22 protein-coding genes are annotated in these 23092 nt (G+C 48.7%); 7 read left to right on the forward strand and 15 right to left on the reverse strand.

Annotated features, from left to right (window positions below):
* The first annotated feature begins 24 nt into the window (after nt 1-24).
* On the forward strand, nt 25-567 hold the full coding sequence (locus tag ACS5WU_RS07830; protein ID WP_046443237.1) for a ferredoxin domain-containing protein: 543 nt from the start codon (nt 25-27) through the stop codon (nt 565-567).
* A 77-nt stretch (nt 568-644) separates the two neighbouring features.
* Here the strand turns inward: ACS5WU_RS07830 and rsgA are convergent, their stop codons facing one another.
* The 9 genes from rsgA to ACS5WU_RS07875 all read right to left on the reverse strand — a co-directional run bounded on the left by rsgA (nt 645) and on the right by ACS5WU_RS07875 (nt 10983).
* The gene (gene rsgA, locus ACS5WU_RS07835; RefSeq protein ID WP_302761999.1) at nt 645-2036 is read right to left on the reverse strand and encodes a ribosome small subunit-dependent GTPase A; all 1392 of its coding nucleotides are present in this window, start codon (nt 2034-2036) and stop codon (nt 645-647) included.
* Between the two features lie 385 nt (nt 2037-2421).
* Nucleotides 2422-3813, reverse strand: coding sequence for an MATE family efflux transporter (locus ACS5WU_RS07840; RefSeq protein WP_302762001.1), 1392 nt, complete (start codon nt 3811-3813; stop codon nt 2422-2424).
* Nucleotides 3814-4105: 292 nt separating this feature from the next.
* A complete protein-coding gene (locus ACS5WU_RS07845; RefSeq protein WP_235811545.1) occupies nt 4106-5545 on the reverse strand; it encodes an MATE family efflux transporter in 1440 nt (479 codons plus the stop codon).
* A complete protein-coding gene (locus tag ACS5WU_RS07850) occupies nt 5511-5978 on the reverse strand; it encodes a MarR family winged helix-turn-helix transcriptional regulator (RefSeq protein WP_307756882.1) in 468 nt (155 codons plus the stop codon). Before ACS5WU_RS07850 ends, ACS5WU_RS07845 begins: the two co-directional genes overlap by 35 nt.
* Nucleotides 5979-6234: 256 nt before the next feature.
* Complete coding sequence (locus ACS5WU_RS07855) at nt 6235-6666, reverse strand: flavodoxin (protein WP_046443238.1); 432 nt, start codon at nt 6664-6666, stop codon at nt 6235-6237.
* Between the two features lie 27 nt (nt 6667-6693).
* Nucleotides 6694-7251, reverse strand: a complete 558-nt coding sequence (locus tag ACS5WU_RS07860) for a DUF3793 family protein (RefSeq protein ID WP_052740428.1) — start codon at nt 7249-7251, stop codon at nt 6694-6696.
* A 211-nt stretch (nt 7252-7462) separates the two neighbouring features.
* Entirely contained in the window at nt 7463-7591 is a 129-nt protein-coding gene (locus ACS5WU_RS07865; RefSeq protein WP_268872436.1) for a hypothetical protein, read from the reverse strand.
* 70 nt (nt 7592-7661) lie between these two features.
* A complete protein-coding gene (locus ACS5WU_RS07870) occupies nt 7662-9251 on the reverse strand; it encodes a PatB family C-S lyase (protein ID WP_330697080.1) in 1590 nt (529 codons plus the stop codon).
* Nucleotides 9244-10983: an ABC transporter ATP-binding protein gene (locus tag ACS5WU_RS07875; RefSeq protein WP_046443240.1), complete on the reverse strand. Its 1740-nt coding sequence runs from the start codon at nt 10981-10983 to the stop codon at nt 9244-9246. The genes ACS5WU_RS07870 and ACS5WU_RS07875 overlap by 8 nt, the downstream gene beginning before the upstream one ends.
* 297 nt (nt 10984-11280) lie before the next feature.
* Between ACS5WU_RS07875 and ACS5WU_RS07880 the strand changes: the two genes are divergently transcribed.
* Entirely contained in the window at nt 11281-11868 is a 588-nt protein-coding gene (locus ACS5WU_RS07880; protein ID WP_465089079.1) for a hypothetical protein, read from the forward strand.
* A 183-nt stretch (nt 11869-12051) separates the two neighbouring features.
* Here the strand turns inward: ACS5WU_RS07880 and ACS5WU_RS07885 are convergent, their stop codons facing one another.
* From ACS5WU_RS07885 to ACS5WU_RS07895, 3 genes are all read right to left on the reverse strand, one after another.
* On the reverse strand, nt 12052-13704 hold the full coding sequence (locus ACS5WU_RS07885) for an AMP-binding protein (protein WP_302760540.1): 1653 nt from the start codon (nt 13702-13704) through the stop codon (nt 12052-12054).
* Nucleotides 13705-13719: 15 nt separating this feature from the next.
* On the reverse strand, nt 13720-14265 hold the full coding sequence (locus ACS5WU_RS07890; protein ID WP_046443243.1) for a helix-turn-helix domain-containing protein: 546 nt from the start codon (nt 14263-14265) through the stop codon (nt 13720-13722).
* Nucleotides 14266-14508: 243 nt separating this feature from the next.
* The gene (locus ACS5WU_RS07895) at nt 14509-16926 is read right to left on the reverse strand and encodes a leucine-rich repeat domain-containing protein (RefSeq protein WP_302760541.1); all 2418 of its coding nucleotides are present in this window, start codon (nt 16924-16926) and stop codon (nt 14509-14511) included.
* Nucleotides 16927-17290: 364 nt separating this feature from the next.
* Here ACS5WU_RS07895 and ACS5WU_RS07900 point away from each other — a divergent pair, with 364 nt between their 5' ends.
* The 4 genes from ACS5WU_RS07900 to ACS5WU_RS07915 all read left to right on the forward strand — a co-directional run bounded on the left by ACS5WU_RS07900 (nt 17291) and on the right by ACS5WU_RS07915 (nt 19047).
* Nucleotides 17291-17455 (forward strand): hypothetical protein, encoded by a 165-nt coding sequence (locus ACS5WU_RS07900; RefSeq protein ID WP_160295605.1) that lies wholly within the window; start codon nt 17291-17293, stop codon nt 17453-17455.
* Nucleotides 17456-17542: 87 nt separating this feature from the next.
* A complete protein-coding gene (locus ACS5WU_RS07905) occupies nt 17543-17752 on the forward strand; it encodes a hypothetical protein (RefSeq protein WP_302760542.1) in 210 nt (69 codons plus the stop codon).
* A gap of 189 nt (nt 17753-17941) precedes the next feature.
* Nucleotides 17942-18166 carry a hypothetical protein gene (locus ACS5WU_RS07910; protein ID WP_046443245.1) on the forward strand — a complete coding sequence of 75 codons (225 nt, stop codon included), beginning with the start codon at nt 17942-17944 and terminating at the stop codon, nt 18164-18166.
* Between the two features lie 371 nt (nt 18167-18537).
* On the forward strand, nt 18538-19047 hold the full coding sequence (locus ACS5WU_RS07915) for a helix-turn-helix domain-containing protein (RefSeq protein ID WP_046443247.1): 510 nt from the start codon (nt 18538-18540) through the stop codon (nt 19045-19047).
* A 77-nt stretch (nt 19048-19124) separates the two neighbouring features.
* Here ACS5WU_RS07915 and ACS5WU_RS07920 read toward each other — a convergent pair whose 3' ends face one another.
* A complete protein-coding gene (locus ACS5WU_RS07920) occupies nt 19125-19754 on the reverse strand; it encodes a DedA family protein (protein WP_046443248.1) in 630 nt (209 codons plus the stop codon).
* Nucleotides 19755-19967: 213 nt separating this feature from the next.
* On the opposite strand from ACS5WU_RS07920, the gene ACS5WU_RS07925 reads away from it, so the two are divergent.
* Nucleotides 19968-20828: a putative RNA methyltransferase gene (locus ACS5WU_RS07925; protein WP_302760543.1), complete on the forward strand. Its 861-nt coding sequence runs from the start codon at nt 19968-19970 to the stop codon at nt 20826-20828.
* Nucleotides 20829-20830: 2 nt separating this feature from the next.
* Here the strand turns inward: ACS5WU_RS07925 and ACS5WU_RS07930 are convergent, their stop codons facing one another.
* Together ACS5WU_RS07930 and ACS5WU_RS07935 are read right to left on the reverse strand one after the other, a co-directional pair.
* Nucleotides 20831-21520: a response regulator transcription factor gene (locus ACS5WU_RS07930; RefSeq protein ID WP_046443250.1), complete on the reverse strand. Its 690-nt coding sequence runs from the start codon at nt 21518-21520 to the stop codon at nt 20831-20833.
* The gene (locus ACS5WU_RS07935) at nt 21520-23070 is read right to left on the reverse strand and encodes a sensor histidine kinase (RefSeq protein WP_302760544.1); all 1551 of its coding nucleotides are present in this window, start codon (nt 23068-23070) and stop codon (nt 21520-21522) included. The genes ACS5WU_RS07930 and ACS5WU_RS07935 overlap by 1 nt, the downstream gene beginning before the upstream one ends.
* Nucleotides 23071-23092: the final 22 nt, after the last annotated feature.

Genomic DNA, 23092 nt, shown 5'->3' on the forward strand with positions numbered 1-23092 from the left:
ACACGAAAAGGAGAGAGTGTAATCATGATCATCAATTCCAAAACTGCCGAGGAAACCGCTATCCTTGCCGTAGCACAAAAGATGTGCGCAGCGGCAAGGACCGCCCCCAAAACACGCGGACTTGATTTTATCCAGACCTGTATCCTGACCGGCACGGAAAAAGACGCGCTTGCAGATGAAATGGACCGTCTTGCACCCATTCTCGATTATCCGTTCCTGAAACGCGACGCGGGCAATGTCCGCGACAGCCACGCGATTGTGCTCATTGGTACAACCTACCAGCAGCGCGGGCTGAATGAAGGCTGCCAGTACTGTAACCACAAAAATTGTGCGGAATGCGCACAGCAAAACGGCGTATGCGCGTACGATAATATCGATCTTGGGATTGCTGCCGGTTCCGCCGCAGGCGTTGCCGCCGACGCGCGTATCGATAACCGTATTATTTTTTCAGCGGGAAGGGCCGCCCTTTCCCTGAAGCTTATGGGCGACAGAGTCAAAGTCATTTTGGGCATTCCGCTTTCCGCGACAGGAAAATCGCCTTATTTTGACCGTAAACCCCAAACATAAAAAATTCCCGGGTGAAATCAAAAAGCCAATGGAAATCTCCATTGGCTTTTTTGCCGGACGTCTGAGCTTTTAGCCGCCTAAGTGTGCTTTCCCATCCTGTCGAGGGGAAAGGGCGGCTGCGCCAGCGGTTTTACCGCGATTGACATCAGTAAGGTGGGATTATCGTCCGCAGCTATCCTGTTTGAGCTGAGTGCACCGCATGTCCTGCAGCGATGGATCAGCGCCCATTCGCCATTTTTACGTACCCAGACGCCGATTGCCTCCATCACCCCATGGCACAGCGAAGCCCTGTCTCCCGGTTCGTTATCCACATGGATACTGGACAAGCAGTTTGGGCAATGGTTGCGGTGTCCGCTGCCCGCGCCTTCAGCAGCGACATGCGTCCCGCACACCTTGCAGGTAAATGTTTCCATACAGGGCGTGTGGCGGTAATCCGTTTTTTGGGCCTGCCTTACAATTTGGGCGATTTCTTTATACCGCTGTTTTTTCTGCTTCAGATACGCTTCTTTATCATCGGAATACCTGGCCTCAGCTTTCAGCGCAACATAGCTCTCCCATCGTTTCAGGGACAGCTCTCCCTTTGCAATCGCCGCCTTGACCGCGCAGCCCGGCTCGCTCTGGTGGCCGCAATCGGCAAATTTGCAACTGCCGAGGTACTGCTCCACATCTGCAAACGCCTCGTCAAGCCCTGCCCTCACATCCCACATGCCAAGCTCGCGCATACCGGGCGTATCGATCACCATCACGCCGCTTTCCAGCATAAAAAGCTGACGGGCAGTGGTGGTGTGACGGCCCCTGCCGTCGCTCTTCCTGATATCATTTACCGCCATAACCTTTTTACCTGAAAGCCTGTTTAGCAGGCTTGACTTTCCCACCCCCGACGAGCCGAGAAGCACAATCGTTTTGCGCGGCTTCAGGTAGTCCGCCAACGCATCGAAGCCAAAGCCCGTTTTCGTACTGACTGCAAACGCATCCACCCCCGCGGCTACCCTCTGAACGGCGCGCAGGTAGCTGCTGTGGTCTTCCGCCAAATCTGCCTTGGTCAACAGGATGACAGGGATTGCGTTTGATTGCCGGGATAGCGTCAAATACCGCTCCAAACGTTTTGGATTAAAATCATGGTTTAGGGACTGCATGATAAAAACATAGTCAAAGTTAGCGGCGACCGCCTGTTCGCCACGCCCGGGCGTAGGATCCCTGCGGGAAAAATATGTCCTGCGGGGTAACGTGCCGATAATCCGGCTGTCTCCGTCCGGCACATAGTCGATCTGTACAAAATCCCCCACTGTGGGGAAGCTCTCCCTGCCTTTTCCATAATAAACGCTTGCTTTCAGCCTTCCATAGAGCTCTCCGTGCCCGCATATGAGGGCATACCGCTCCTTATAGACGGCAGTTACTCTTGCCGGAATCCCTTTGATCGGTTCCTGCAGCATATTTGGCGTCAGACCGTAGTCTGTTAAATTCATCATTTGGAATCTCCTTGTTGATTCAGTGAAAATTGAAAACGGGCATAAAAATACCGCAGGAAGCAGCCTTTTTTTGTGGCTCAAACTGCGGTTTTTCCATAAAAATAACACACCCCGCGGTGTGCTACAACAGACAGTTATAGTATTCACAAAAGGTTACCTTGTACGGCATGGCAAACCGGGGATAATTGCTCCCGCGCTTACGCAGCCCATATTCAATTTTAGAAAACAGCCTCCACATAGATGGCCGACATCAACATACAACTCCTTTTGTTCCGCATTCTGCGGAATAATTTTTTATATCATAACATATGAATTTATAAAAAGCAATTAAAAAATAAAGAGGCTGCCGCGAAACCATAAATTGCGGCAGCCCCTTTTTGCATCTTTACCCGTTATCCTGCGCTCTGTTCCCGCCTCCCTGTCCTGCATGGATCAGACTGCGCTTCTCCCACCTCCTGCTTTTAAAATAGAGGAAGCCTGCTATGGCGGGCAGCACCGGCGCCGCCATTTCCACAACGTAAATTCCAAGGAACCCGTAGCCAAAGGTCACTCCCACCAAATAACTCAGCACAATACGCGTCACAACGCAGTCGATCATTGAGTTCATGAGCGCGAAGCCGGCTGCGCTGATTCCTGTGGCAAAGGAATTACAGGTATACATCACCGCATATGCAGCGCAGTTGAGCGAGCAGCAAATCCTCAGGTACAGCACACCCTCCCGCACGACCTCTGCGTCTGTGTTAAACAGCATAATTACCTGCTGTGCAAACAGCTGGAATATGGCAATCATCACAAGCGAAACAAGTACGCTGATCAATAGTCCCGCACGCACGACCTTCTTCACGCGCGGAATATCTCCTGCGCCCATGTTCTGTCCCGCCATCGTAGTCACAGCCTGTCCAACCGCCCAGCAGGGCATTGCCGCAAAGGTGTTCACCTTAAGCCCAATGCCCGAGGCGGCGGCAACCGCAACGCCAAAGCCGTTCAGCATCCCCGTTACGATCAGGTACGACAGGTTCACAACCGCCATCTGCGCGGCGGACGGCAATCCAACACGCAGAATCAGCTTTGCCTTATTCCTCTTAATCACAAGGCTCTTCCACCTGAAATCGAAAACCGTGGTCTTTCTCCATAAGTAAAGGATCGCGATGACAAACGACACCGCCTGTGATATAACTGTGGCAACCGCCGCGCCCTTTGTACCCATGCCGTAACGTCCGATCAGCACAATATCCAGCACTACGTTGACGCATGTTGCAATCATCACAAAATAGAGCGGATTTTTGGAATCCCCAAGTCCGCGCAACACCGCGCACACAGCGTTATAGCCGAATACAAAAATGATGCCGCCGCAGATAATGTGCATATAGTCGCATGCGTATTGCATTGCTTCGCCCGGCACGCGCATCAGTTCAAAAACCGGCCTGTAGAGGAGGTATCCACATATTGTAAGCGCTATGGAACAAATCATCGTCAGCGAAAAAAGCGTTCCAACCGACTCTCTTAGCGCCGCCGCGTCCCCCGCGCCCTTGTACTGCGCGACAAGCACCGTTCCCCCCATCGCAACTCCCGTGCACAATGCCGTCAGGATAAAGCTGATCATGGAGGCGTTGCTGATTGCCGCAAGTCCGGCGCTCCCCACGAACTGCCCTACCGCAATCATATCCACAATGCCATAGAACTGTTGCAGCAGGTTCGCAAAAAATACCGGCATGCCAAATGCCACGAGGCCTTTTGTCACGTTCCCCGTCAATAAATTATAAGTTTGTGTTTTCATTGTTGTTTTCCTTTTTTTGTCCATCAAAAAACCGCGGACAAAACATTGTCCGCGGCCTGGTTTTTTGACGCACAACGGAAAACAGGAACAGGAAAACACGCGGGAACCCCGCCGGAATTCTATCCCATATTAACCGATGACTCAGGCAAAAAACGCCCTATTAGGCTCCGTACAATGTCTCATCCAATCCATTTGTGCGGAGCTTGTCCTGATGCAAAGCTTATCAAACATTTCTGCTGTCCCTCTCGTTTCTGTAAGTTCCATTATAAGAACCCAAAGCATAATTGTCAAATTAAGCCTGTGCCCGGGCGAGCGTCATTTTTCCTTCCTTTTCATCTTTTTTGATCCATCCGTTCAGCTTCTTCATTTCAAATACCACAAAGACCGCCACAATGAGCGCCGATCCGATATCTGCTATCGGCCCTGCATACAAAGCGCCGTCCAGTCCAAAAAACATTGGCAAAATCAGCATCATCGGTATCAACAGCAAAAGCTGGCGAAGCATGGAAAGCACCGTCGCCTTGAGCGGCTGGCCTGTCGCCTGGAAATAGCTCGTTGCCACAATCTGGAAACCCGCGCAAAAAATCCCCCCAAGGAATATCCGCAGGCACTTTACCGCAAACGCTGAGAAATTCGCGTCCGAATCGCCAAACAGGCTGATAATCTGCCCGGGGAATAGCTGGCACAGGAGCCACGCAACCGCCACCACCGCAGTCGATATCCACGCAGCCATCACAAAGGTTTTTTTGATGCGTTTGGGTTGCTTTGCCCCTTGGTTGAACCCAAGGATAGGCTGCGCGCCGATGCCGATACCAATACAGGCTGAAGCCAGTATCATCGCGATTTTAAGCACGATTCCCATCGCCGAAAGAGCCGTATCGCCTCCCACCGCCGTTTGGTTTCCATAGTAAACAAGAACGTTGTTCATAACGATTTGCATCACGCATCCAACCAGCTGCGTTACAAACGAAGAAATTCCAAGCAGGCACGTCATCTTGCACACGCGCCCGGATAGCCTCATGTACTTTTTGTGAAAGCCCATTGTCTTTCCGCCCCTTGCAAAATAGACGGACAGGATAATCGTCGATATCAGCTGCGATGTAACCGTCGCGATTGCAGCGCCTGTAACGCCCCAATGGAATACAAATATATAGATCGGATCCAGAATCGAATTCAAAACCGCGCCGATCAGGATACTGTACATCGAAAGATTTGGGCTGCCGTCCGTACGCGCCATATTGGAAAGCGCGATACTGATAATGCTAAACGGTGAACCGATCAGTATTACCGTGGCGTAATCCTTTGCGTAAGGCATCGTCGCATCGCTTGCGCCAAACATTGTAAGCAGCGGCGTTAAAAAGACAAGTCCCAGCGTTACCACAAGCGCACTCGCGATAAAACATAATATCAGGACATTATTGAGAGTCCTTTGCGCCTCCTCTTCCTTCTTTTCCCCAAGCTTGAGTGCCGCAAACGCGCTGCCGCCCGTACCAATCAGCGTAGCGACCGCCACCATGATGGTCATGATCGGAAAGGATATGGTAGTTGCCGCATTGCCAAGATATCCGACTCCCTGCCCGATAAAAATCTGGTCCACAATATTGTAGATCGAATTTACAAGACATGAAATGATTGCCGGAAGCGCAAAACTGCGCAACAGTTTCCCTATAGGCTTATATCCAAGCGGATTTTCCTTTTCAGGCGCCTGTGTTGTCATGGTTGCTTCTGTCATTGTTGTCCTCCTTTATAGAATTAGAAATATATTCATAAGCATTTTTTGCCATATGATCCATAATGTGTTCCGTCATTTGCGCTTGCTCGGCAGACATTCCGCTTTTCAGGATATGATTCCATTTTTCCACAGCGGCGTAAACCTTTTCCATTACATCCTCCGCTTTTTGCGTGGTGTAAAAACGGTTGACGCGGTGGTCAATGTCGTCCGTTTCCCGTGTAATATATCCCCGCTCTTCCAGCCTCTGCAGCGCGCGCGTTGCCGTCGCCTTGTCAAAATGCCCTTTTTTTGCAAGCTCCTGCGCGCTCACTCCCGGTTCCTCGTAAATACGGCCAAGAAAAAAGTATTGCCCCCCGCCAATCTGGAATGTACCCAGCTCCTGGTCATAAAACTGCAGGCTGAAACGGTTGATCATCGAAGCATATTTACTCAAAGAAAAGCGTTTTTCCAATGTGTCCCCCTTCGTCGTCCCGGAGCGATATTTTCCTGAATAGCTTTCCGGACGCAGACATAAAAAACAGTTGCGCACGCAACCTTTATAGTAATTATACTCATAATTGATTGCGCACGCAACTATTTTTTGCGAAAAACAACCCCCGGAGATATTCCTCCGGGGGTTGTTTCAGAAAAAATCGGTGTATTGATTTCCAGTTTTATCGTATATTGGGGAGATACTTTAATGAGCTACTTTAAAAGGAAACCATATCCCGTCCAAACTCTTTGCAGAGCTTTAATGCCTCTTCATCAGGCTCATTGTGTACAATCAGTCCTTCTGTCTGGAACAGCTTTGCTCCCGCCGCATTCACACGGCGTTCCCATTCGCGCATCCACTCTCCGTCGCCCCAGTCATAAGAGCCGAACAGTGCAATTTTTTTGCCGCCGAGCTTTGGTTCCATATCGGAAAAGAACGGTTCCATATCCCCTTCCTCCAGCACCTCGTCTCCCATCGCCGGGCATCCGAGCGCCACAACATCGTAGCCAAGCGCGTCGTCAACGCTGATCTCCGACACCGTAAACAGCTTGGCATCCGCTCCCGCTCCCTGTGCTCCCTCGAGTACAGCCTGCGCCATTGCTTCCGTATTGCCCGTTCCACTCCAATAGATAATTGCTGCTTTATTCATTTTCTATCCTCCCGTGTTTTTATATGGTCAGGCAGCGGCAAACAACTGTCCCAGCGTATATCCGCTCATCAGTCGCCTGCACACCGCATCCCTGCATTTTGTATAGCGCTCAAACAATGTCCGTGCGCGGTATTCGTCGGAATATACCTTCCAATATCCGTTCAGCTTGTAATTTCTCCCGCCGTACTCCATAAATCCTTCCACGTCCTCCGGCGGATAACCGAGGAAAAGGCCGATTTCGTGGGGAAATCCCTGCGCTTCACAGATTCTTTTTTTCAGATGCGCAATCCGCGCGTCAATTCCACCCTGCGGATAACCCGTCTCGTCCATCAGTCTGTTTACGTCATTTCTTTGCAGGTGTTCCTCCAGGCTCTTTTTCCTGTAGACAAGCAACAATATCCTGCAATCCCGCCCGGACAGTTTTTCAAAAAATATCCCTTTTTGATTCATCTGTGCGTTCCACTGCGAAATGCGCTTTTCGATATCCGGATGTTTTTTCCGGCAGCAGGAAACAAGCCCAGCCGCTTTAATTCCGGCCAACGCAGGCGCGCAATGCCGCGCAATCATTTGTTCCAATGTATCCACAATCGTCACCCTCCGATTAAATTAGCATACGCTAACTCGCTTGGTTTAAGAAAGGCGCCGCGCGCCTTAGTTAGTCATCGCTAACCATGAATAATATATCATATCCTTCTATGCTTGTCAAATCATTCATTTCGTTTTGACCGTTCTGCTTTATTACCAATTCAGGCCTTTGGATATAATAAAAAACTTCGCGTATTTATGCGCGAAGTTTTTATTTCTGATAACCGTATTTGTAAACTTTGTTATCCTTTACCATCACAGCCCGTTCGACGTTTTTGCTGCTTACCAGCTTGTTAAAATCTCTGTCTGTGATGTTTTTTGAAAGCTTTTTCTCTTTCATTTTCATCACTCTCCTTTTTCGTATGTATTAATATAAACCACATTTGGAGAGTTTAAACACCATGCCCCGTTTATTTGTTTTGCAGCGCGATTTCCAGCCTTTGCATAGCCTGTTCCAGCACTGCCTTAGGGCAGGCGATGTTAACGCGTTCAAAGCCCTTTCCATCCTCGCCAAAAATATAGCCTTCGTCAAAGAAAAGCTGCGCTTCCTGCGTCATAATCCGTTCCAGCTCGCGATGGTCAATTCCATATTCCCTCAGGTCGAGCCACATCAGATAGGTCCCCTCAAGCCGGCTTACCTTGATTTTTGGAAGGCGCTGCGCGATAAAGTCCTCAACAAAGCGCCTGTTTTCGTCGAGCACAGACAGCAATTCCTCAAGCCAGCCTTCGCAGCTTCGATATGCGATTTCGCACGCCTGATAACCAAGCGCGTTAAGCTCGATCATGCCGCACCCATACTTTGCGCGCGCAAATTTTCTGCGCAATTCCTTATTTTTAATTACAATGTTGGAAACCTGCATCCCCGCAAGGTTAAACGTTTTGCTGGGAGCCGTGCATATCACGGCGTTATCGGCAAAACCCTCCCTTACGTTTGGAAAAACGGTATGTGTAAAGCCCGGCATGATAAGGTCGTTATGTATTTCGTCCACAACTGCGAGCACACCGTTTTGTTCACAGATTTCGCCCACACGCAAAAGCTCTTCCTTTGTCCACACACGTCCAACAGGATTATGCGGGCTGCACAGAATCAGCATCTTTGTGTTTTCATCCCGCGCCTTTCGCTCAAGGTCGTCAAAATCAATCTCATAATATCCGTCATTATTGATGAGCGCATTTTTTTGCAGCTTGCGACCGCTTTGCTCCACCACCATATAAAATGGATAATATACCGGCGTCATAATGATTACTCCGTCGCCCGGCTGCGTAAACGTCTGCACGCTGAGGCCCAGCGCAAATACGATACCCGGCGTTGTCACAATCCATTCCTTTTCGATCTTCCAGCCGTGCCTGCGCGCCATCCACATGGAAACCGCTTCATAATAGGAATCCGTAGCCTGCGTATAGCCCACGTTCATACTGTCAAGGTACGCTTTTAATCCTTGCACGATTTCCGGCGCGGTTTTAAACTCCATATCCGCGACCGAGAGCGGCACGATACCCTTCCCTACGGCGGGGTTGGCTTTTTTCATCTCGTTCCACTTCACGCTTCCGCTTTCCAGCTTATCGATATGCGTTTCAAAATCATTTTTCATGGCCTGTTCTCCAAAATCCCCCTGCGCCAGCCCACGTACAAACGCTGTATCCGCAGGTAAAAAATCATATTCCGGCAACGAGCTTCCCGCCGCCCATTTTGCATCCGCATGGACGTTTAGCGTCATTGTCCCCCCGGTGATGCGCGCCCGGTAAAACGCAAGCTTCACCGAAAACGTATCATATTCATGCTCGACGCGCGCCAAAAGCATACTGGGTTCCACAGCAACGCCAAGCTCTTCCATAAGCTCCCGCGCCAGGCATTCGCGTTCTGTCTCGCCCTGCTCGAGCTTTCCGCCCGGAAATTCCCACCGGCCCGCGCTGCCGTCCCTGTTCTTTCTGCGGCAGATGAGTATTCTTCCCTGTTCTTCAATTACCGCGGCAACCACACGCAGGCTTTTTTTAATCATTGAGTCCCTCAAACTGCATATTGTAATATCTGGCATAGGTGCCGCCTTTCCTGATCAGCTCCTCATGCGTCCCGCGCTCCTGTATTCCATCCGTTCCCATTACAATAATCTCATCCGCATTGCGGATGGTTGAAAGCCTGTGCGCAATTACAATCGTCGTGCGGTCTTTGGACAGCTTCTCAAGGGATGCCTGGATATGCCGCTCGCTCTCGTTATCGAGCGCGCTCGTCGCCTCGTCGAGAATCAGTATCTTTGGGTTTTTGAGGAAAACACGCGCAATCGCAATGCGTTGTTTTTGCCCGCCGGACAGCCGCACGCCGCGTTCACCCACATTCGTTTCATAGCCTTCCTCAAGGCTCATAATAAACTCGTGGATGTTCGCACTCTTTGCCGCTTCCACAACCTGCGCGTCCGTCGCCTTGGGTTTGCCATACGCAATGTTGTCGCGTATCGTGCCGCCAAACATATATACATCCTGTTGCACAATACCAATCGTACTGCGCAGGGATTTCAGCGTTACGTCACGCACATCCTGCCCGTCGATCATAACCGAACCGTGCGTCACGTCGTAAAAACGGGGCAGCAGGGAACAAAACGTCGTTTTTCCGCCGCCGGACGGGCCCACAAGCGCCACTGTTTTCCCCGCCTCGATCGACACATTGATATCCTTGAAAACGTGCGTACTGTTGTCATACGAAAAGGACACGTCCCTGTACCTGATATTCCCCTTCACATTTTCAAGCGGCTTCGCATCCTTTTTGTCCTTGATTTCAGGATCTGTCCTGATGACCTCCATAAACCGTTTGAATCCGGCGTATCCTTTTTGGAACTGCTCTGTAAAATTGATCAGTACTTCAATCGGCGCGACAAAAATACCAATATACAGGGCGTAAATAGCAAGATCGGTCACCCGCAGCGTGCCGTTCGCAATGAAAAAACCGCCCGATACAAGCACCGCCGTATACAGCAGGCCGGTAAAAAAGTTGTTACCCGCCTGAAACGTCCCCATGATTTTATAGCTGCTTTTCTTGGAATCCAGAAATTCCAGATTGCTGCGTTCAAATTTCTTACGCTCAATGTCTTCATTGGCAAACGATTTTACGACGCGTATACCCGAAAGACTGTCCTGCACCTGCTTATTGACGTTTGAAATCTTTTTGCGGTTATCCATAAAGATCGCGCGCATCTTTTTATTTTTGCTCAGGCTGAACAGGATCATTACCACTGTCACCGCAAGCAAAATCAAGGTCATTGGCACGTTGATCATCATCAGCAGGACAAACGAACCGATAATTTTGAGCGCGGAGATAAACACGTTTTCCGGGCCGTGGTGCGCAAGCTCCGAGATATCGAACAAATCCGAAACGATACGCGACATCATATCGCCCGTATTGTTTTTATCATAATAGGAAAACGACAGCCTCTGCATCTGGTCAAACAGGTCCTGACGCATATCGCTCTCCATGCGCGCGCCCATCACATGGCCCCATGTCGTGATAAAATACTGGCAGCCATACCGGATCACATACATTGCAATCAGGGCCACCGCAACAATCCACAGGCTGCGGATGATCACGTCTGCATTTTGCGTATACAGGCCGTCCGTCAAAAAATTCAGGATTTGCGGAAACGCAAGGTCCACGACGGAAACCACGAGCGCGCAAAACATATCAAAATAAAAAAGACCGCGGTACGGTTTATAATAACCGACAAAACTTTTAAAAATAGACATTCTCTCTTCCCTCAGTCACTTATTATACTATCCAATTATTGATACCGCAAATAAAACGTATGGAAACCCTTTTGCGCGCATTCTAAATATGCAGGCCATGACACGCCGTAAAATCGGACAGTATGGCGCGCTTTCCTCTTCGTTTTTGTTTCCGTTATTTTTGAATATTCCGTTTAGGCCATTTTCTTTGCGTGTATATTATAGCGGAGCCAATAAAGAAGTACAGCAATTAATATAGTTAAAATTCTTTATTAGCGGAGCATACAGCCTGTATTATTATGTCGTTTTTTTCATGAAATGGCTGTAAAACCACAAAGCAGTGAAGCAAAAGGCGGTGTAAGAATGATTACGTGCACAACAATCAAGCGCGAGGAAATCGGAATGCTTTCAGAATGGCTGATGAGCAAGAATGCGCAGGAATTTTTGGCGTATGACGCGCAGATGTCTCTCGCGGGCCAGTTCAAGTGGTTTGAGCATATGAAAACTGAGGAATTTCCTACGCACTGGATCATTCGCAGGGACGACGTGCCGATTGGCCTTCTTGCTGTAATCGACATCAACCTCGAAAACAAGCGCTGCGCTTGGAGCTACTATATGCACGATCCCGCCGACGATACGGACGAAATGTCCTCGCTGCTCGAGCGCAGCATCTATCATCACGTGTTTTATGAGCTTGGCTTTAACAAGGTCACGTTCGCGGCGTTCACAGATAACAGCTGCGCCATCAACCGCCGTTCACGCAGCGGCTGCGCACAGGAAGGCGTGCTCATCGACCACGTGTTATGCGGGGGAAATTTTTATGACGTATCCCTGCAATGTATGACGGCTGCGATGTGGCGCAAAGCATGTCCGGATCAGCAATGTGAAATTATCAAACTCAGATAAATTCCTCTTTTCCCCTTTGCAGCGGTTTCACACAACGCAGGTTATGCCAAACGTTTGATAAACCGCTTGCATATGCAATTTATACCAAAAGCTTGTTACCAACCTTTTGACAAATTGCTGTAAAAAGGCGTTTCCCCCGCACAGGAAACGCCTTTTTTACGTTTGTCGTTTATGTATCCATTATTACTTCGCATCTTCCGTGCGAATCTGTATCCGCCGGATTTTACCGCTCACTGTTTTGGGCAGCTCTTCCACAAATTCCACCACGCGCGGATACTTATATGGCGCGGTTACGTTTTTCACATGCGTCTGAAGCTCCTTTTTGAGCTCATCACATGCCTCAAAACCACGCGCAAGCACAACCGTCGCCTTTACCACCTGTCCCCGCACAGGATCCGGAACGGCGGTCACCGCGCATTCCAGCACAGATGGATGTGTCAGCAGTGCGCTTTCCACCTCAAACGGCCCAATACGGTATCCCGAGCATTTAATGACGTCGTCATTTCTTCCCACAAACCAGAAATACCCTTCCGCATCGCGCCACGCCGTATCGCCGGTGTTGTAAACGCCGTCTTTCCAGCAGCGGTCTGTCGCTTCCTTGTCCTTATAATATTTTTTGAACAATCCTGTAGGATGCTTTTTGTCGGTGTTCTTTACTACGATAGAACCAACGATGCCGTCCTCGCAGGAGTTTCCATCCTCATCCACAATGTCCACGTCATAAAGAGGGGACGGTTTGCCGGTAGAACCCGGCTTGATTGGATCCCATCCAAAGTTTGCGATCAGCACGCTCGTCTCCGACTGTCCAAATCCCTCCGTAACAGATAAACCCGTCGCCTCCAAAAAGCGGTTATATACCTCAGGATTCAGCGGCTCACCCGCAATACCCGCATGCTTGATTGTAGAAAAATCGCATTTGCTCATGTCTTCCTTGATCAAAAACCGATAGATCGTGGGCGGCGCGCAAAAGGTTGTAAGCTTCAGCCTGTTGATTGTATCCAGCATTTTAGAAGGTGTAAATTTCTCAGTATCGTACGCCACGATGACCGCACCGCAAATCCATTGTCCATATATTTTGCCCCAGCCAAACTTTGCCCAGCCGGAATCCGATACCGTGAGGTGCAATCCACCGTCCTCCACCTTCTGCCAGTATTTCGCGGTGACAATGTGTCCCAGCGGATATGTAAAATCATGCAGGATCATCTTGGGCATTCCCGTCGTACCCGACGAAAAATAGATCAGCATGGGTTCTTCATTTTCATTGCGGTATTCGCGCGTCCACGTCTCGCCTGCCTGCTCCAGTTCTTTGCGCAGGTCAAAGGCCCACTCCGGGATTTTCTCTCCCACAACGCCCACGCTTTGAAGCGTTGGGCATTCGCCAAGGGACTCCCCAATATGCCTGAGCATTTCGTCGTCGTCCACCGCGCAGATCATTTTGACCTCCGCAGCGTTACAGCGGTAAATGATATCCTTGGGCGTAAGCTGGAACGTAGCCGGAATACAGATCGCACCAAGCTTGTGCAGCCCCACCATCATAAACCAGACCTCCGGGCGCTGCCTGAGCATCAGCATGACGGCATCGCCCTTCCTGATCCCCATATTTTTGAGCATATTCGCCGCTTTATCGCTCATGCGTTTGATGTCGCCGAACGTAAACCTCTTTTCATTTGCATCGTCGTCACACCAGACGAGCGCAGGCTTATTTTCGTCCTGCCGTGCCCACTCGTCCACAATATCGTATCCAAAATTAAAATGCTCCGGAATATTCAACTTATAGTTTTGTTTAAAATCCTCGTAGCTGTCGTATTCAATCCGATCCAAAAACCTGTTTAACATCAGTCTGCCCCGCCCTTATTCGTTGATTATGGTCAAAAACTTTGCCTGTCCTCCCACCGCGCGCTGCCCGTGTGGCAGAGCCGGATTGAAGTAAATGCTGTCGCCCTTGTTCAGGATAAACTCCCTGCCTTCGATGACGACTTTAATACTGCCTTCCAGAACGTAGTTAAACTCCTGTCCGCCATGCGTCACCAGCTCGGCCTCCTCGTTGGGCGAAAGCGTAACGATCATCGGCTCCATGTCGCGATGCTTGTAATTGAAGGCAAGCGATGTAAAGGCATACCCGGGATACCGTTCCACACTCACACCGTTTCCACCCCGCACGATGGTGTATTCATCCATTCTGGGCGCTTCTCCGGTCAGCAGCTCTGTCGGATCTACTCTGAGCTCCGCCGCTACGCCGTAAAGCACGCCAATCGGAATATCGTCCTGCGCCGATTCATAGCGTTTATACTCCTCTATATCCACGCCAATCTTCTGTGCAAGCGCCTCCTGCGGAACATCCAGTATTTCGCGCAGCTCACGTATCCGCGCAGCAATTTGTATCACCTGATTATTCATTGCTTCACCCCTCATTTTGTCGCGTTTTGACCGCGTCCCCTGTTTTGTTTTTCTATCGAAATTAATGCGGCGCCGTTACCCTCTTCAGATAACCGGCCCCGGCGCTATAAAATGCTCTTTCTATTGTATCGGTTCCTTCGTTTGCTGTCAAATAGACGGGCTCCCCACGCTTCGCCGCAGGACTGCAACGGAAAAGGGCCGTGCAGAATCTCTGCGCGGCCCTTCCTGTTCATGTGCGTTGCCTTACTTCGTTTCGCCTGCTTTGCGCTTTTTGACCAGCGCAGCGGCTAGCACGGCAGCAGAGCACATTGCCCCCAGTACCAGCAGCCCAATAGGCGTTTCATCTCCTGTTTTAGGAGATTTCTTTGTACTCACATCGTTATTTACATCGAAATCCACTTTTGCATAGCCATCTGTGAATCCTGCAACCAGCGTATGCGTTCCATTTTCAAGCCTGTCAAGCAGGGATTTGTGTAACTTAATGATCGTACTTCCCTCGCGCACCGTGTAGTCGATCCCGCGCGTCAGCAATTCATTGTCAAGCCATACGTTCTCAAATTGATCCAGCGGCGCGTCGAACCGGAATTCAAGAAATGCGGTTCCTTTATATGCGGTCTGCCCGTTTCCATCCAGAATGGGGTATTGCGTGCCGCTCATATTTGGCGCGGCCTGCCCTACCGTGACAGGAACCGTAATTTCTCCAGTAACGCCCGTTCCTTTTACCTCGCCCTTAATTTTCAGGTAGGCTCTCCCCGCTTCCATCCCTACTATCTTATTCGGCGCTACGATACGGGCTACATTTGTTCCTTGCGTTATATTGAAGCTATACTGCACCTCATAGCCGTCCATCACATCGCTTGTCGGGCTTACTGTATAAAATTCGCCTTCCTGCAAATTGATTTCCTGCGTACCGATATCCACGGATAATTTATCCCGCAGGGATATCACATAATTGATACTGAACTCTCCGCTTTTACTTTCCAGCTTTCCATTCTGCGGATTCGCAGAAAGCTGAAACGCGCCGCTTTTGTAAAAGCTGTTGCTTACCATTTCATTTCTTGCATAACCCCTGTCCCACAAAACAATGCTTCCTGTTGGCGGCGTATATGTAGCAGGCAATGTAATCGTCTTGCGGTACAAATTGATGGTTACGCTCTGGTTTCTCGCGTCAAAGTCGCTGACCTTGTCCGGCACCAGGGAAACATCCGTCAGATGGTTTCCCGACAGGTAAAGCTTATCAAGCTTTTGCATATCGGCGATTTCATCAGGCAGGACTGTCAGGTCGTTGTTCCTTGCCGACACCTCATAGCATTGCGGCAGCCGCCCGATGGAAGCAGGCAGGGCGCTAAGCCTGTTGCCGTCCGCCTGCAATACGCGAAGCTCGTCAAACGAACCGATCACATCCGGTAAACTCGTTAGTTTATTATCGTTTATATTGAGCGAAAACAGCTTTGTCAGTTTACCCAAACCCGCAGGGAGCGAGGTCAGATTATTTTTATCGGCATTAATCATCTCAAGCTGCGGACAGTCGCAAATTTCTTCCGGGAGCGACGTCAGGTTGTTGTCGTAAACCACAAGCTGGCTGAGTTCCTGTAAATTTCCAATTCCTGCGGGGAGCGCAGACAGTTTATTTCCATTCAGGGAAATGGAAGTTACCTTTTGCAGCCTCGTAATGGCGTCAGGAACAGATGTGAGCCGGTTATTTTCCAGATTGATGCTGGTCAGGCTATCCAAATCCCCATATTCCTCCGGCACGGATGTAATTTGGTTATTGCCAAGCATCAAAACCTGCAAATTTTTAAGCGTTCCAATTCCCGGCGAAACAGATGAAATCTGATTGTTATTCAACGCCAGAAATTCAAGGCCTGTCAAATTTCCAATTTCCACCGGCAGTTCTTGCAGGCGGTTATCGGAAAGAACCAGCCGCTTCAGGCCGGGCAGGCTGAATACTACGTCAGGGATGCTCCCAAAGTGGTTTCCCGACAGGTCCAGTTCCTGTAAAGCAGTAAGGCCGCCGATTTCCGGCGGCAGCGAAGAAAGCGCGTTGTTCTGCAAACGCAAATGTTCCAATTTTTTCAGGCTTCCGATTTCCGATGGAATCTCGATATCCGGATTTCCATATTCCTGGAGAAGCTCCAGGTTCGCGAGGTTCTTAATTCCCGTAAGGTTTGATACTTCACTGGATAAATAGAGCTCTGTGATCCCCAAAAGTTCGTCCTGTGTTACGGTAGCGTCTATACTCCCTTTGCTGAGTTTCACTTTGATTATATTTGCAAATTCCGCATCCGGAAAAAGCTCGCTGATTTTTTGCGGCGCGCTTGCAGTCAATTCATTGTTCATGCCCTCATTTAGTTGCATCGCTGAATTCTGTTCCGCCGGCGCAGGCGATAACTCCGCCTGTTCCGATGATGCAGCCGGCTCGGAGGCCTGTGGCTGCGCGTCCCGGCCCGGCTCTGTGGATTCTTCCGGTTGCTTATCCTGCTGCACGGCAGCCTGCGTTTCCTGCGGCTGCGGAGCCTGTGTGCCCTGCGCTTCCTGTAATGTATCGTCCGCCACTTCCTGTGCGTTTCCCGCCATGGAAATTGCCGGAACCAATACGAGGCATACCGCCAATAGCACCGTCAAAAGGCAAACGCCTTTTCTGATCTTGTTTTTCATCATAACCAATCCCCTTTTCCCACTCAAAATAAACCATTGTAATATTTCGAGACCTGTTCATTTGATTGTATCGTGAAAAACAATTTATTTCAATGTATATTAATTTTTTATCACGAAAATAAATATATTTTATACGAAAGGGATTTGAATCTCTGGAACGCTGAGTAATGTTTCGTTACCTTTTTATAAACACTTACCGATAACAAACTCTGCAATCATAAATAGATTATTAAGTATTAGTTATTTTTTTAAAAAAATTGCCCCCATTTATATGCTTTGCGAAGTTAAGTATATAGATACAACAATTTACTTTTTACTTTTACTGTTGCCTTATATTCCAATTCTATATCAGGAGGAGGGAAATAATATGAGAACGAAAATGCCGCTTTTATTGAGTATTCTTTCCATACCAGTATCGTTGGTTATAAAAGCGATTGCTTTTTATAATGGATTATTATTTGATGGAATGTTTTTAGCGGTGGTAATCACCTTAAACGCAATAGCCATTGTTTTATCCAATGGTTCAAAATAGCAATAAAGGGGGGAGGAATTTCTATGTTTATATAATATGTGGTTGATTGTGTTTTAGTACTCGCTACCAAAAGGGAGGAAATAAATCATGAAAAAATCATTGGTTGCTATCTTAGCTATTTGCATGATGGTCGTTGGTTTAAATGTCACTGGATTTGCAGAAGAATTTCCAGATGACGAAACCACTATGTATGTAAACGAAGAAGGAATTTTAATGATTGAACCTCAATCACAGGAAGAGTACGATACAATAGTCGCTCAAATCGAAAACAATAATAAAACTGTAGATGAATTATAGGAAGCTGCAGTAGCACAAGCTCATGCAGAAAACTCTCCAATTATAGTTGACGATGATACTCCCCAGATCACGCCGCGTGTTTATGCAAATGTAGGTATTGACAAATCATATATGACACCTTGCGGAGTTTTTGCACGTATAAGATTCGGCGCCACAATAAATCGCGAAAAAGCACCCGGGGGGTATCTCATGGCAAATAAGGTATATAGTATTAATGCCAGTGCACAAGATAGCGGTACAAGCGTTGCAACAAATCATAAAAAATATACTATTCTAGACTCAGGTAGAACCATTGCCTGTAATTTCAGTATGACGCTTGGTGTCAAGCAATTTGGCGGTGGTTTTGCATATTACGATAGAGCAGCGTATGTTGAAATTGGGGCTAGTGGAAAAGGCGGATATGTAAGAATGTAATTGTAATATCTTAACATAAACACATTGAGAATGCAGGATATACCAAGGCCATACCTTTACAGGTATGGCCTTGGTATATCCAGAAAATAACGTCTTTTCTGATCCTGTTTTTCATCATAACCAATCCCCTTTTCCCACTCAAAATAAACCATTGTAATATTTCGAGACCTGTTCATTTGATTATATCCCGAAAAACAATTTATTTTATCTGTTTTTATATTGATAAATGCTTCGAGTTTCAGCTCTTTTTTGCAAGGTACCAAACAGCATATCACGGCCATAAAGCTTGAATGTTAATATGCGTTGCTTGTGGCAACGGGCAGTTTCTCATACAATAGTGGTAGCGATTGAAAGAAAGGCGGTTATACCTGATGTTAAACGAAAACATGAAAGCAATCAGAAAATCAAAAGGACTTTCGCAGGAAGAGCTCGCTATTAAGCTGAATGTGGTGCGGCAAACAGTCTCTAAATGGGAGCAAGGATTGTCAGTACCTGATTCTGATATGCTGATTTCTATATCAGAAGCGCTTGAAACACCAGTAAGTACTTTGCTTGGAGAATCTGTTATTGAAACAAAGGTTAATGACTTAAAAGCTATTTCCGAAAAATTGGAGATTATAAACTTACAGCTTGCACAAAGAAAGATTACACGACGAAAAACGTTTCATTGGCTGCTTATCTCATTGTGTGTTGCCATAGTAATAATTTCTGCGGTCTTAATCGTATTAAATAGCCCTTACTTAGGTTGGGACTATAATGATCCTGAAACCGCCGTTGTCGGAGTCGCTTTTCACGCATTTGAATGGCTGTTTGTCAGATTGGTACCGATTATCCTTATAGGGGCAATCATCGGAATTATCCTGACACGGAAAAAAGTATAAAACCGCTCTATGTTGTGGGTAAAGTTCAGGCTTCAAAAAAGACCGTGCAAAGCCACGGTCTTTCCTTCGCCGTTTGTTTATTCCTTTTCAGCCTCAGCCTTTTTTGACAGCCTCTTTTTATAGAACAAAATCCCCGCAACCGCCACGACTGCAATGATAATTACCAGAACAATATGCGCATAGGTATCGACTGCCGCCGCAATCTTCTCCCACGAGGCCCCCGCCAGCACGCCCAGGTTTACGAGCACCAGGTTCCATAGGAATGTCCCCGCAGTGGTAAACGCTGCAAATTTGCCCGGATTCATCCCTGTCATTCCTGCCGGTATGGATATCAGGCTGCGTACGATTGGAATGAACCGGCAGAAAAACACGGCCTTTCCACCACGCTTTTCAAACCATCCCTGCGCCTTCTCCACGTCATCCGGCTTTAAGCGAAGGATACGTCCTGCCTTGCCGGAAAGCAGGCGTTCCAGGCGTTCCGCATTCAGGATACGTCCAATCAGATAAAGCACAACCGCACCGATGACAGATCCGATTGTCGCCGCGAGCACTACGCCCCATACGTTCATACTCGTATAGGTCGTCATAAACCCTCCAAACGTCAGAATAACTTCCGAGGGGATGGGCGGAAAGATATTTTCAACTGCGATCAGCAGCGCGATTCCAAAATATCCAAATTGGTCCATAAGCGTAATGATCCAATCCATATTCTTCACCTCCACCTCTATTACTACGCCATATTTCTAAATAATCTATAAACGCGTTCTAAAAAAACCAATAAATCCGAACGATCTTCTGCCGCTTTTGTTTTTGAAGGGCTGTTTTCATGGTATGATAAGAACAGAACGGCAAAAAGGGAGCTCTGCAACAGAGCTGTAAGGCTTCTGTGAATTTTGACGACAACGGGGGAAAGTCCTACGATGAAAATAAGTACGGTGGTCAAACAATTTGACGGGAGCGGGCATGTTTTGCGCTGCCCTTTGTGTAAGGGCAATCTTATGCCTGTAAGCACCGGCAGCTTTGTATGTTCAAACGGGCACTGCTTTGACCTTTCATCCAAAGGATACCTGAACCTGATCCCCCATCAAAACCAAAGTAAAATAAAATATGACGGGGCGCTTTTTGAAAGCAGGAGCCTCGTTTTCAATGACGGATTTTATGCGCCCGTTGTTTCGCAGCTGCTTGACGCCCTGCAAAAACACGGACAGGAAAAGTCCCTGCTTACCATGCTCGATGCGGGTAGCGGGGAGGGTTATTATTCGCTTGCGCTCAAAAAAGCCTTGCCGGACGTGGACGTATATGCGGTTGACAACAGCCGGGACGCGGCGCTTCTCGCGGCGCGCAGATCCAGAGAGGTCAAATGGATCGTTGCAGACCTTGCGGAGCTGCCCGTTAAAGACCATTGCGTCGATCTCCTGCTTAACATCCTCACACCCGCCAATTACAATGAATTCATGCGCGTGCTCGCCCCCGGCGGCATACTTTTAAAGATCGTGCCGGGAGACAGCTATCTACAGGAAATCCGCAACTGCATAAAATCTGGATTACACCGCAAAACATATTCCAATCAAAAAGTCCTGGACTATTTTTATGCGCATACGAAGCTTCTGGAACAAAAAAAAATCAGCTACCGGCTGCCTGTAGACAGAAGACAGCTGGAAGCCTTTTTTCGCATGACTCCAATGACGTTTGGCATAGATGCAGGCCCGCTGGATTGCGGGGGCGTCACGCACATCACAATCGACCTCATTCTTCTTGCAGGAACGCATCCCTCAGAATAACGCTATGCCCGGAACCGGTATCCCGATCCCCATACGGTTTCGATGTATTTTTCTTCCCCATTTTCAATTTTCTCACGTATCCGGTTAATGTGCACCGTTACAGTTGCCGTGTCCCCAAGGGACTCCATATCCCAAATCCGGTCAAACAGTTTTTCCTTACTGAATACGATATTCGGATTCTCCGCCAGAAAAATAAGCAGCTCGAATTCCTTATTTTTGAGCGTTACTTCCTCCCCCTGCACAAAAACCCTGCGCGCATCTGCGTCGATCCTGAGCCCTCCTACGGTAATAACCCGTCCGGCCTGCGGCTTTTCCTGCGTTTGCGTCAGCCGTTCAAAACGTGCGATGTGGGCCTTTACCCGCGCGACCAGCTCGGAAGGACTGAAAGGCTTCACCATGTAATCGTCAGCGCCCAGGCCCAATCCGCGAATCTTATCAACATCGTCCCGCCTTGCCGAAACCATGAGCACAGGCGTATCTTTTTCCGTCCGTAGCCGCCGGAGCACCTCAAACCCGTCCATGCCGGGCAGCATCACATCAAGCACAATAAGCGCGTACTCCTGCTTTTTTGCAAACCGCAGGCCTTCATCCCCGCAGGCGGCTGTCTCCACCGCAAATTCGTTCGCTTCGAGGTAATCCCGTTCCAGTTCCGCAATGCTTTTATCGTCCTCTATGATCAATATTTTTTTCATTACGACCTCCCTGTTTCCGGCAGCACGATCGTCACGATCAGCCCAAGCTGCGGGCTGCCCTTGGCAACTACGCGTCCGCCCACGCGTTCGACAATCTGCCTGACGATTGATAATCCAAGCCCGCTTCCCTTTTCCGTGTTGCTGCGCGCGGGATCGGTACGGTAAAAGCTATCGAATATTTTCTCTTCCTCCGTGCTTTCAATCCCAATTCCATTGTCCGCAAACCGAATCACAGCATACGCATCTTCGCTCGTCAGGCTGATTTTTATTTTCAGCTTCACGCCCTGCTTCCGGTATTTTACACTGTTATCCACAAGGTTTGACAGCACGCGGTCAAACTGCAGCCTGTCTATTCCTGCATAAACAGCCCTGTTGCATTCGTTCTCAAAGGACACCTCCGCGCCGTCCTTCTCAAGCTTGATCCGAAGGCCTGCACAATATTCCTTCAGATATGCGCCGAGCTCCACCGCTTCCATGTGAAACGGCTCTTTTTCCATATCGAGCTTGGAATACAAAAACAGGCTTTCCACCATTTGTTCCATGTCGGCCGCCCGGTCGTAAATCGTCTGTAAATAATGCCTCTTTTTTTCAGGCGTATCTGCGATCCCTTCCATCAGGCCGCTGGCATATCCCTTGATCGACGTGATCGGTGTGGAAAGGTCGTGCGAAATTCCCGCTACCATTTTTTTGCGTTGCTGCTCATATTTGCGCTGCATAACCATGGACTCCCGCAGACGCAGGCGCATTTCGTCAAATTCCTCGCAAACCTGTCCAAGCTCGTCGTTTGAAACGTATCCGACAGGACTGTCAAGGTTTCCATTACGCACCTGCACGGTTGCGACGGAAAGCCTGCCAAGCGGTATGAGGATGCTGCCGGAGAGCTTTTTTGACAGCCATATCCCCGTAATTACGATGATCACAATCGCCGCGCCAAACACAGCCACCAGTATCAATTTCAGGTAATCCTTCATTTCCTCATAGCTGTAATATTCGCCGTTTTCATACAAAAACCCCAGCGCGGACGCTTCGATCAGGTACTCGCTTCCATCAGGCGTGCGTAAAAGCTCACGGTACGCAAAACCGTCCTGTGTGCGGCTGAACAAATGCCCATCGCCGCCTGCTAAATTCCGAACCTCGCTTCGCACCTGCCCCGCTGTCTTTCCCGGCGATACATAAAGCGCGCGCCCGTCCGATTCGATTGCCACGCTGATCCCCATCTGTTCAAGTTCCCCGCAGATTTCAAGCAATGCGGAGCCTTCTTCAAATGCCCTGCTGTTTTCCACAATATCCTCGCTGACCGAATCCATCATAAGCTGCAGCTGGTAATTCGTGGTGGTTCCACTCAGCTTCTCCACAGCGGCAATCGTAAAGCTTGAACCCGCACCGGCGAGGATTCCGATCAAAATCCCCACCATAATCACGACCACAAGAGCCACCGGTATTATGATCATCATAAAATTGGTAAGCGTTATTTTTTTATGTAACGGCAAATCGCGCAGCTTCAAATTTTTATGTTCCTTCCCTGTTGTTTCCTTCTTACTGTATAGCATAAAAGCCGCCTGAATACAAGTA

The sequence above is a fragment of the Christensenella sp. KGMB01412 genome, from assembly GCF_055522415.1.

What these genes read in the sequence shown, in the direction of transcription:
- rsgA (WP_302761999.1), bottom strand. Translation starts at nt 2,036, where the DNA reads ATGATGAATTTAACAGACTACGGTCTGACGCCAAATATGCTGCAGGAA.
- ACS5WU_RS07900 (WP_160295605.1), top strand. Translation starts at nt 17,291, where the DNA reads ATGAGAACGAAAATGCCGCTTTTATTGAGTATTCTTTCCATACCAGTA.
- ACS5WU_RS07885 (WP_302760540.1), bottom strand. Translation starts at nt 13,704, where the DNA reads ATGTTAAACAGGTTTTTGGATCGGATTGAATACGACAGCTACGAGGAT.
- ACS5WU_RS07890 (WP_046443243.1), bottom strand. Translation starts at nt 14,265, where the DNA reads ATGAATAATCAGGTGATACAAATTGCTGCGCGGATACGTGAGCTGCGC.
- ACS5WU_RS07840 (WP_302762001.1), bottom strand. Translation starts at nt 3,813, where the DNA reads ATGAAAACACAAACTTATAATTTATTGACGGGGAACGTGACAAAAGGC.
- ACS5WU_RS07930 (WP_046443250.1), bottom strand. Translation starts at nt 21,520, where the DNA reads ATGAAAAAAATATTGATCATAGAGGACGATAAAAGCATTGCGGAACTG.
- ACS5WU_RS07830 (WP_046443237.1), top strand. Translation starts at nt 25, where the DNA reads ATGATCATCAATTCCAAAACTGCCGAGGAAACCGCTATCCTTGCCGTA.
- ACS5WU_RS07935 (WP_302760544.1), bottom strand. Translation starts at nt 23,070, where the DNA reads ATGCTATACAGTAAGAAGGAAACAACAGGGAAGGAACATAAAAATTTG.
- ACS5WU_RS07920 (WP_046443248.1), bottom strand. Translation starts at nt 19,754, where the DNA reads ATGGATTGGATCATTACGCTTATGGACCAATTTGGATATTTTGGAATC.
- ACS5WU_RS07925 (WP_302760543.1), top strand. Translation starts at nt 19,968, where the DNA reads ATGAAAATAAGTACGGTGGTCAAACAATTTGACGGGAGCGGGCATGTT.
- ACS5WU_RS07905 (WP_302760542.1), top strand. Translation starts at nt 17,543, where the DNA reads ATGAAAAAATCATTGGTTGCTATCTTAGCTATTTGCATGATGGTCGTT.
- ACS5WU_RS07870 (WP_330697080.1), bottom strand. Translation starts at nt 9,251, where the DNA reads ATGATTAAAAAAAGCCTGCGTGTGGTTGCCGCGGTAATTGAAGAACAG.
- ACS5WU_RS07880 (WP_465089079.1), top strand. Translation starts at nt 11,281, where the DNA reads ATGGCTGTAAAACCACAAAGCAGTGAAGCAAAAGGCGGTGTAAGAATG.
- ACS5WU_RS07845 (WP_235811545.1), bottom strand. Translation starts at nt 5,545, where the DNA reads ATGACAGAAGCAACCATGACAACACAGGCGCCTGAAAAGGAAAATCCG.
- ACS5WU_RS07895 (WP_302760541.1), bottom strand. Translation starts at nt 16,926, where the DNA reads ATGATGAAAAACAAGATCAGAAAAGGCGTTTGCCTTTTGACGGTGCTA.
- ACS5WU_RS07865 (WP_268872436.1), bottom strand. Translation starts at nt 7,591, where the DNA reads ATGAAAGAGAAAAAGCTTTCAAAAAACATCACAGACAGAGATTTTAAC.
- ACS5WU_RS07855 (WP_046443238.1), bottom strand. Translation starts at nt 6,666, where the DNA reads ATGAATAAAGCAGCAATTATCTATTGGAGTGGAACGGGCAATACGGAA.
- ACS5WU_RS07875 (WP_046443240.1), bottom strand. Translation starts at nt 10,983, where the DNA reads ATGTCTATTTTTAAAAGTTTTGTCGGTTATTATAAACCGTACCGCGGT.
- ACS5WU_RS07915 (WP_046443247.1), top strand. Translation starts at nt 18,538, where the DNA reads ATGTTAAACGAAAACATGAAAGCAATCAGAAAATCAAAAGGACTTTCG.
- ACS5WU_RS07910 (WP_046443245.1), top strand. Translation starts at nt 17,942, where the DNA reads ATGGCAAATAAGGTATATAGTATTAATGCCAGTGCACAAGATAGCGGT.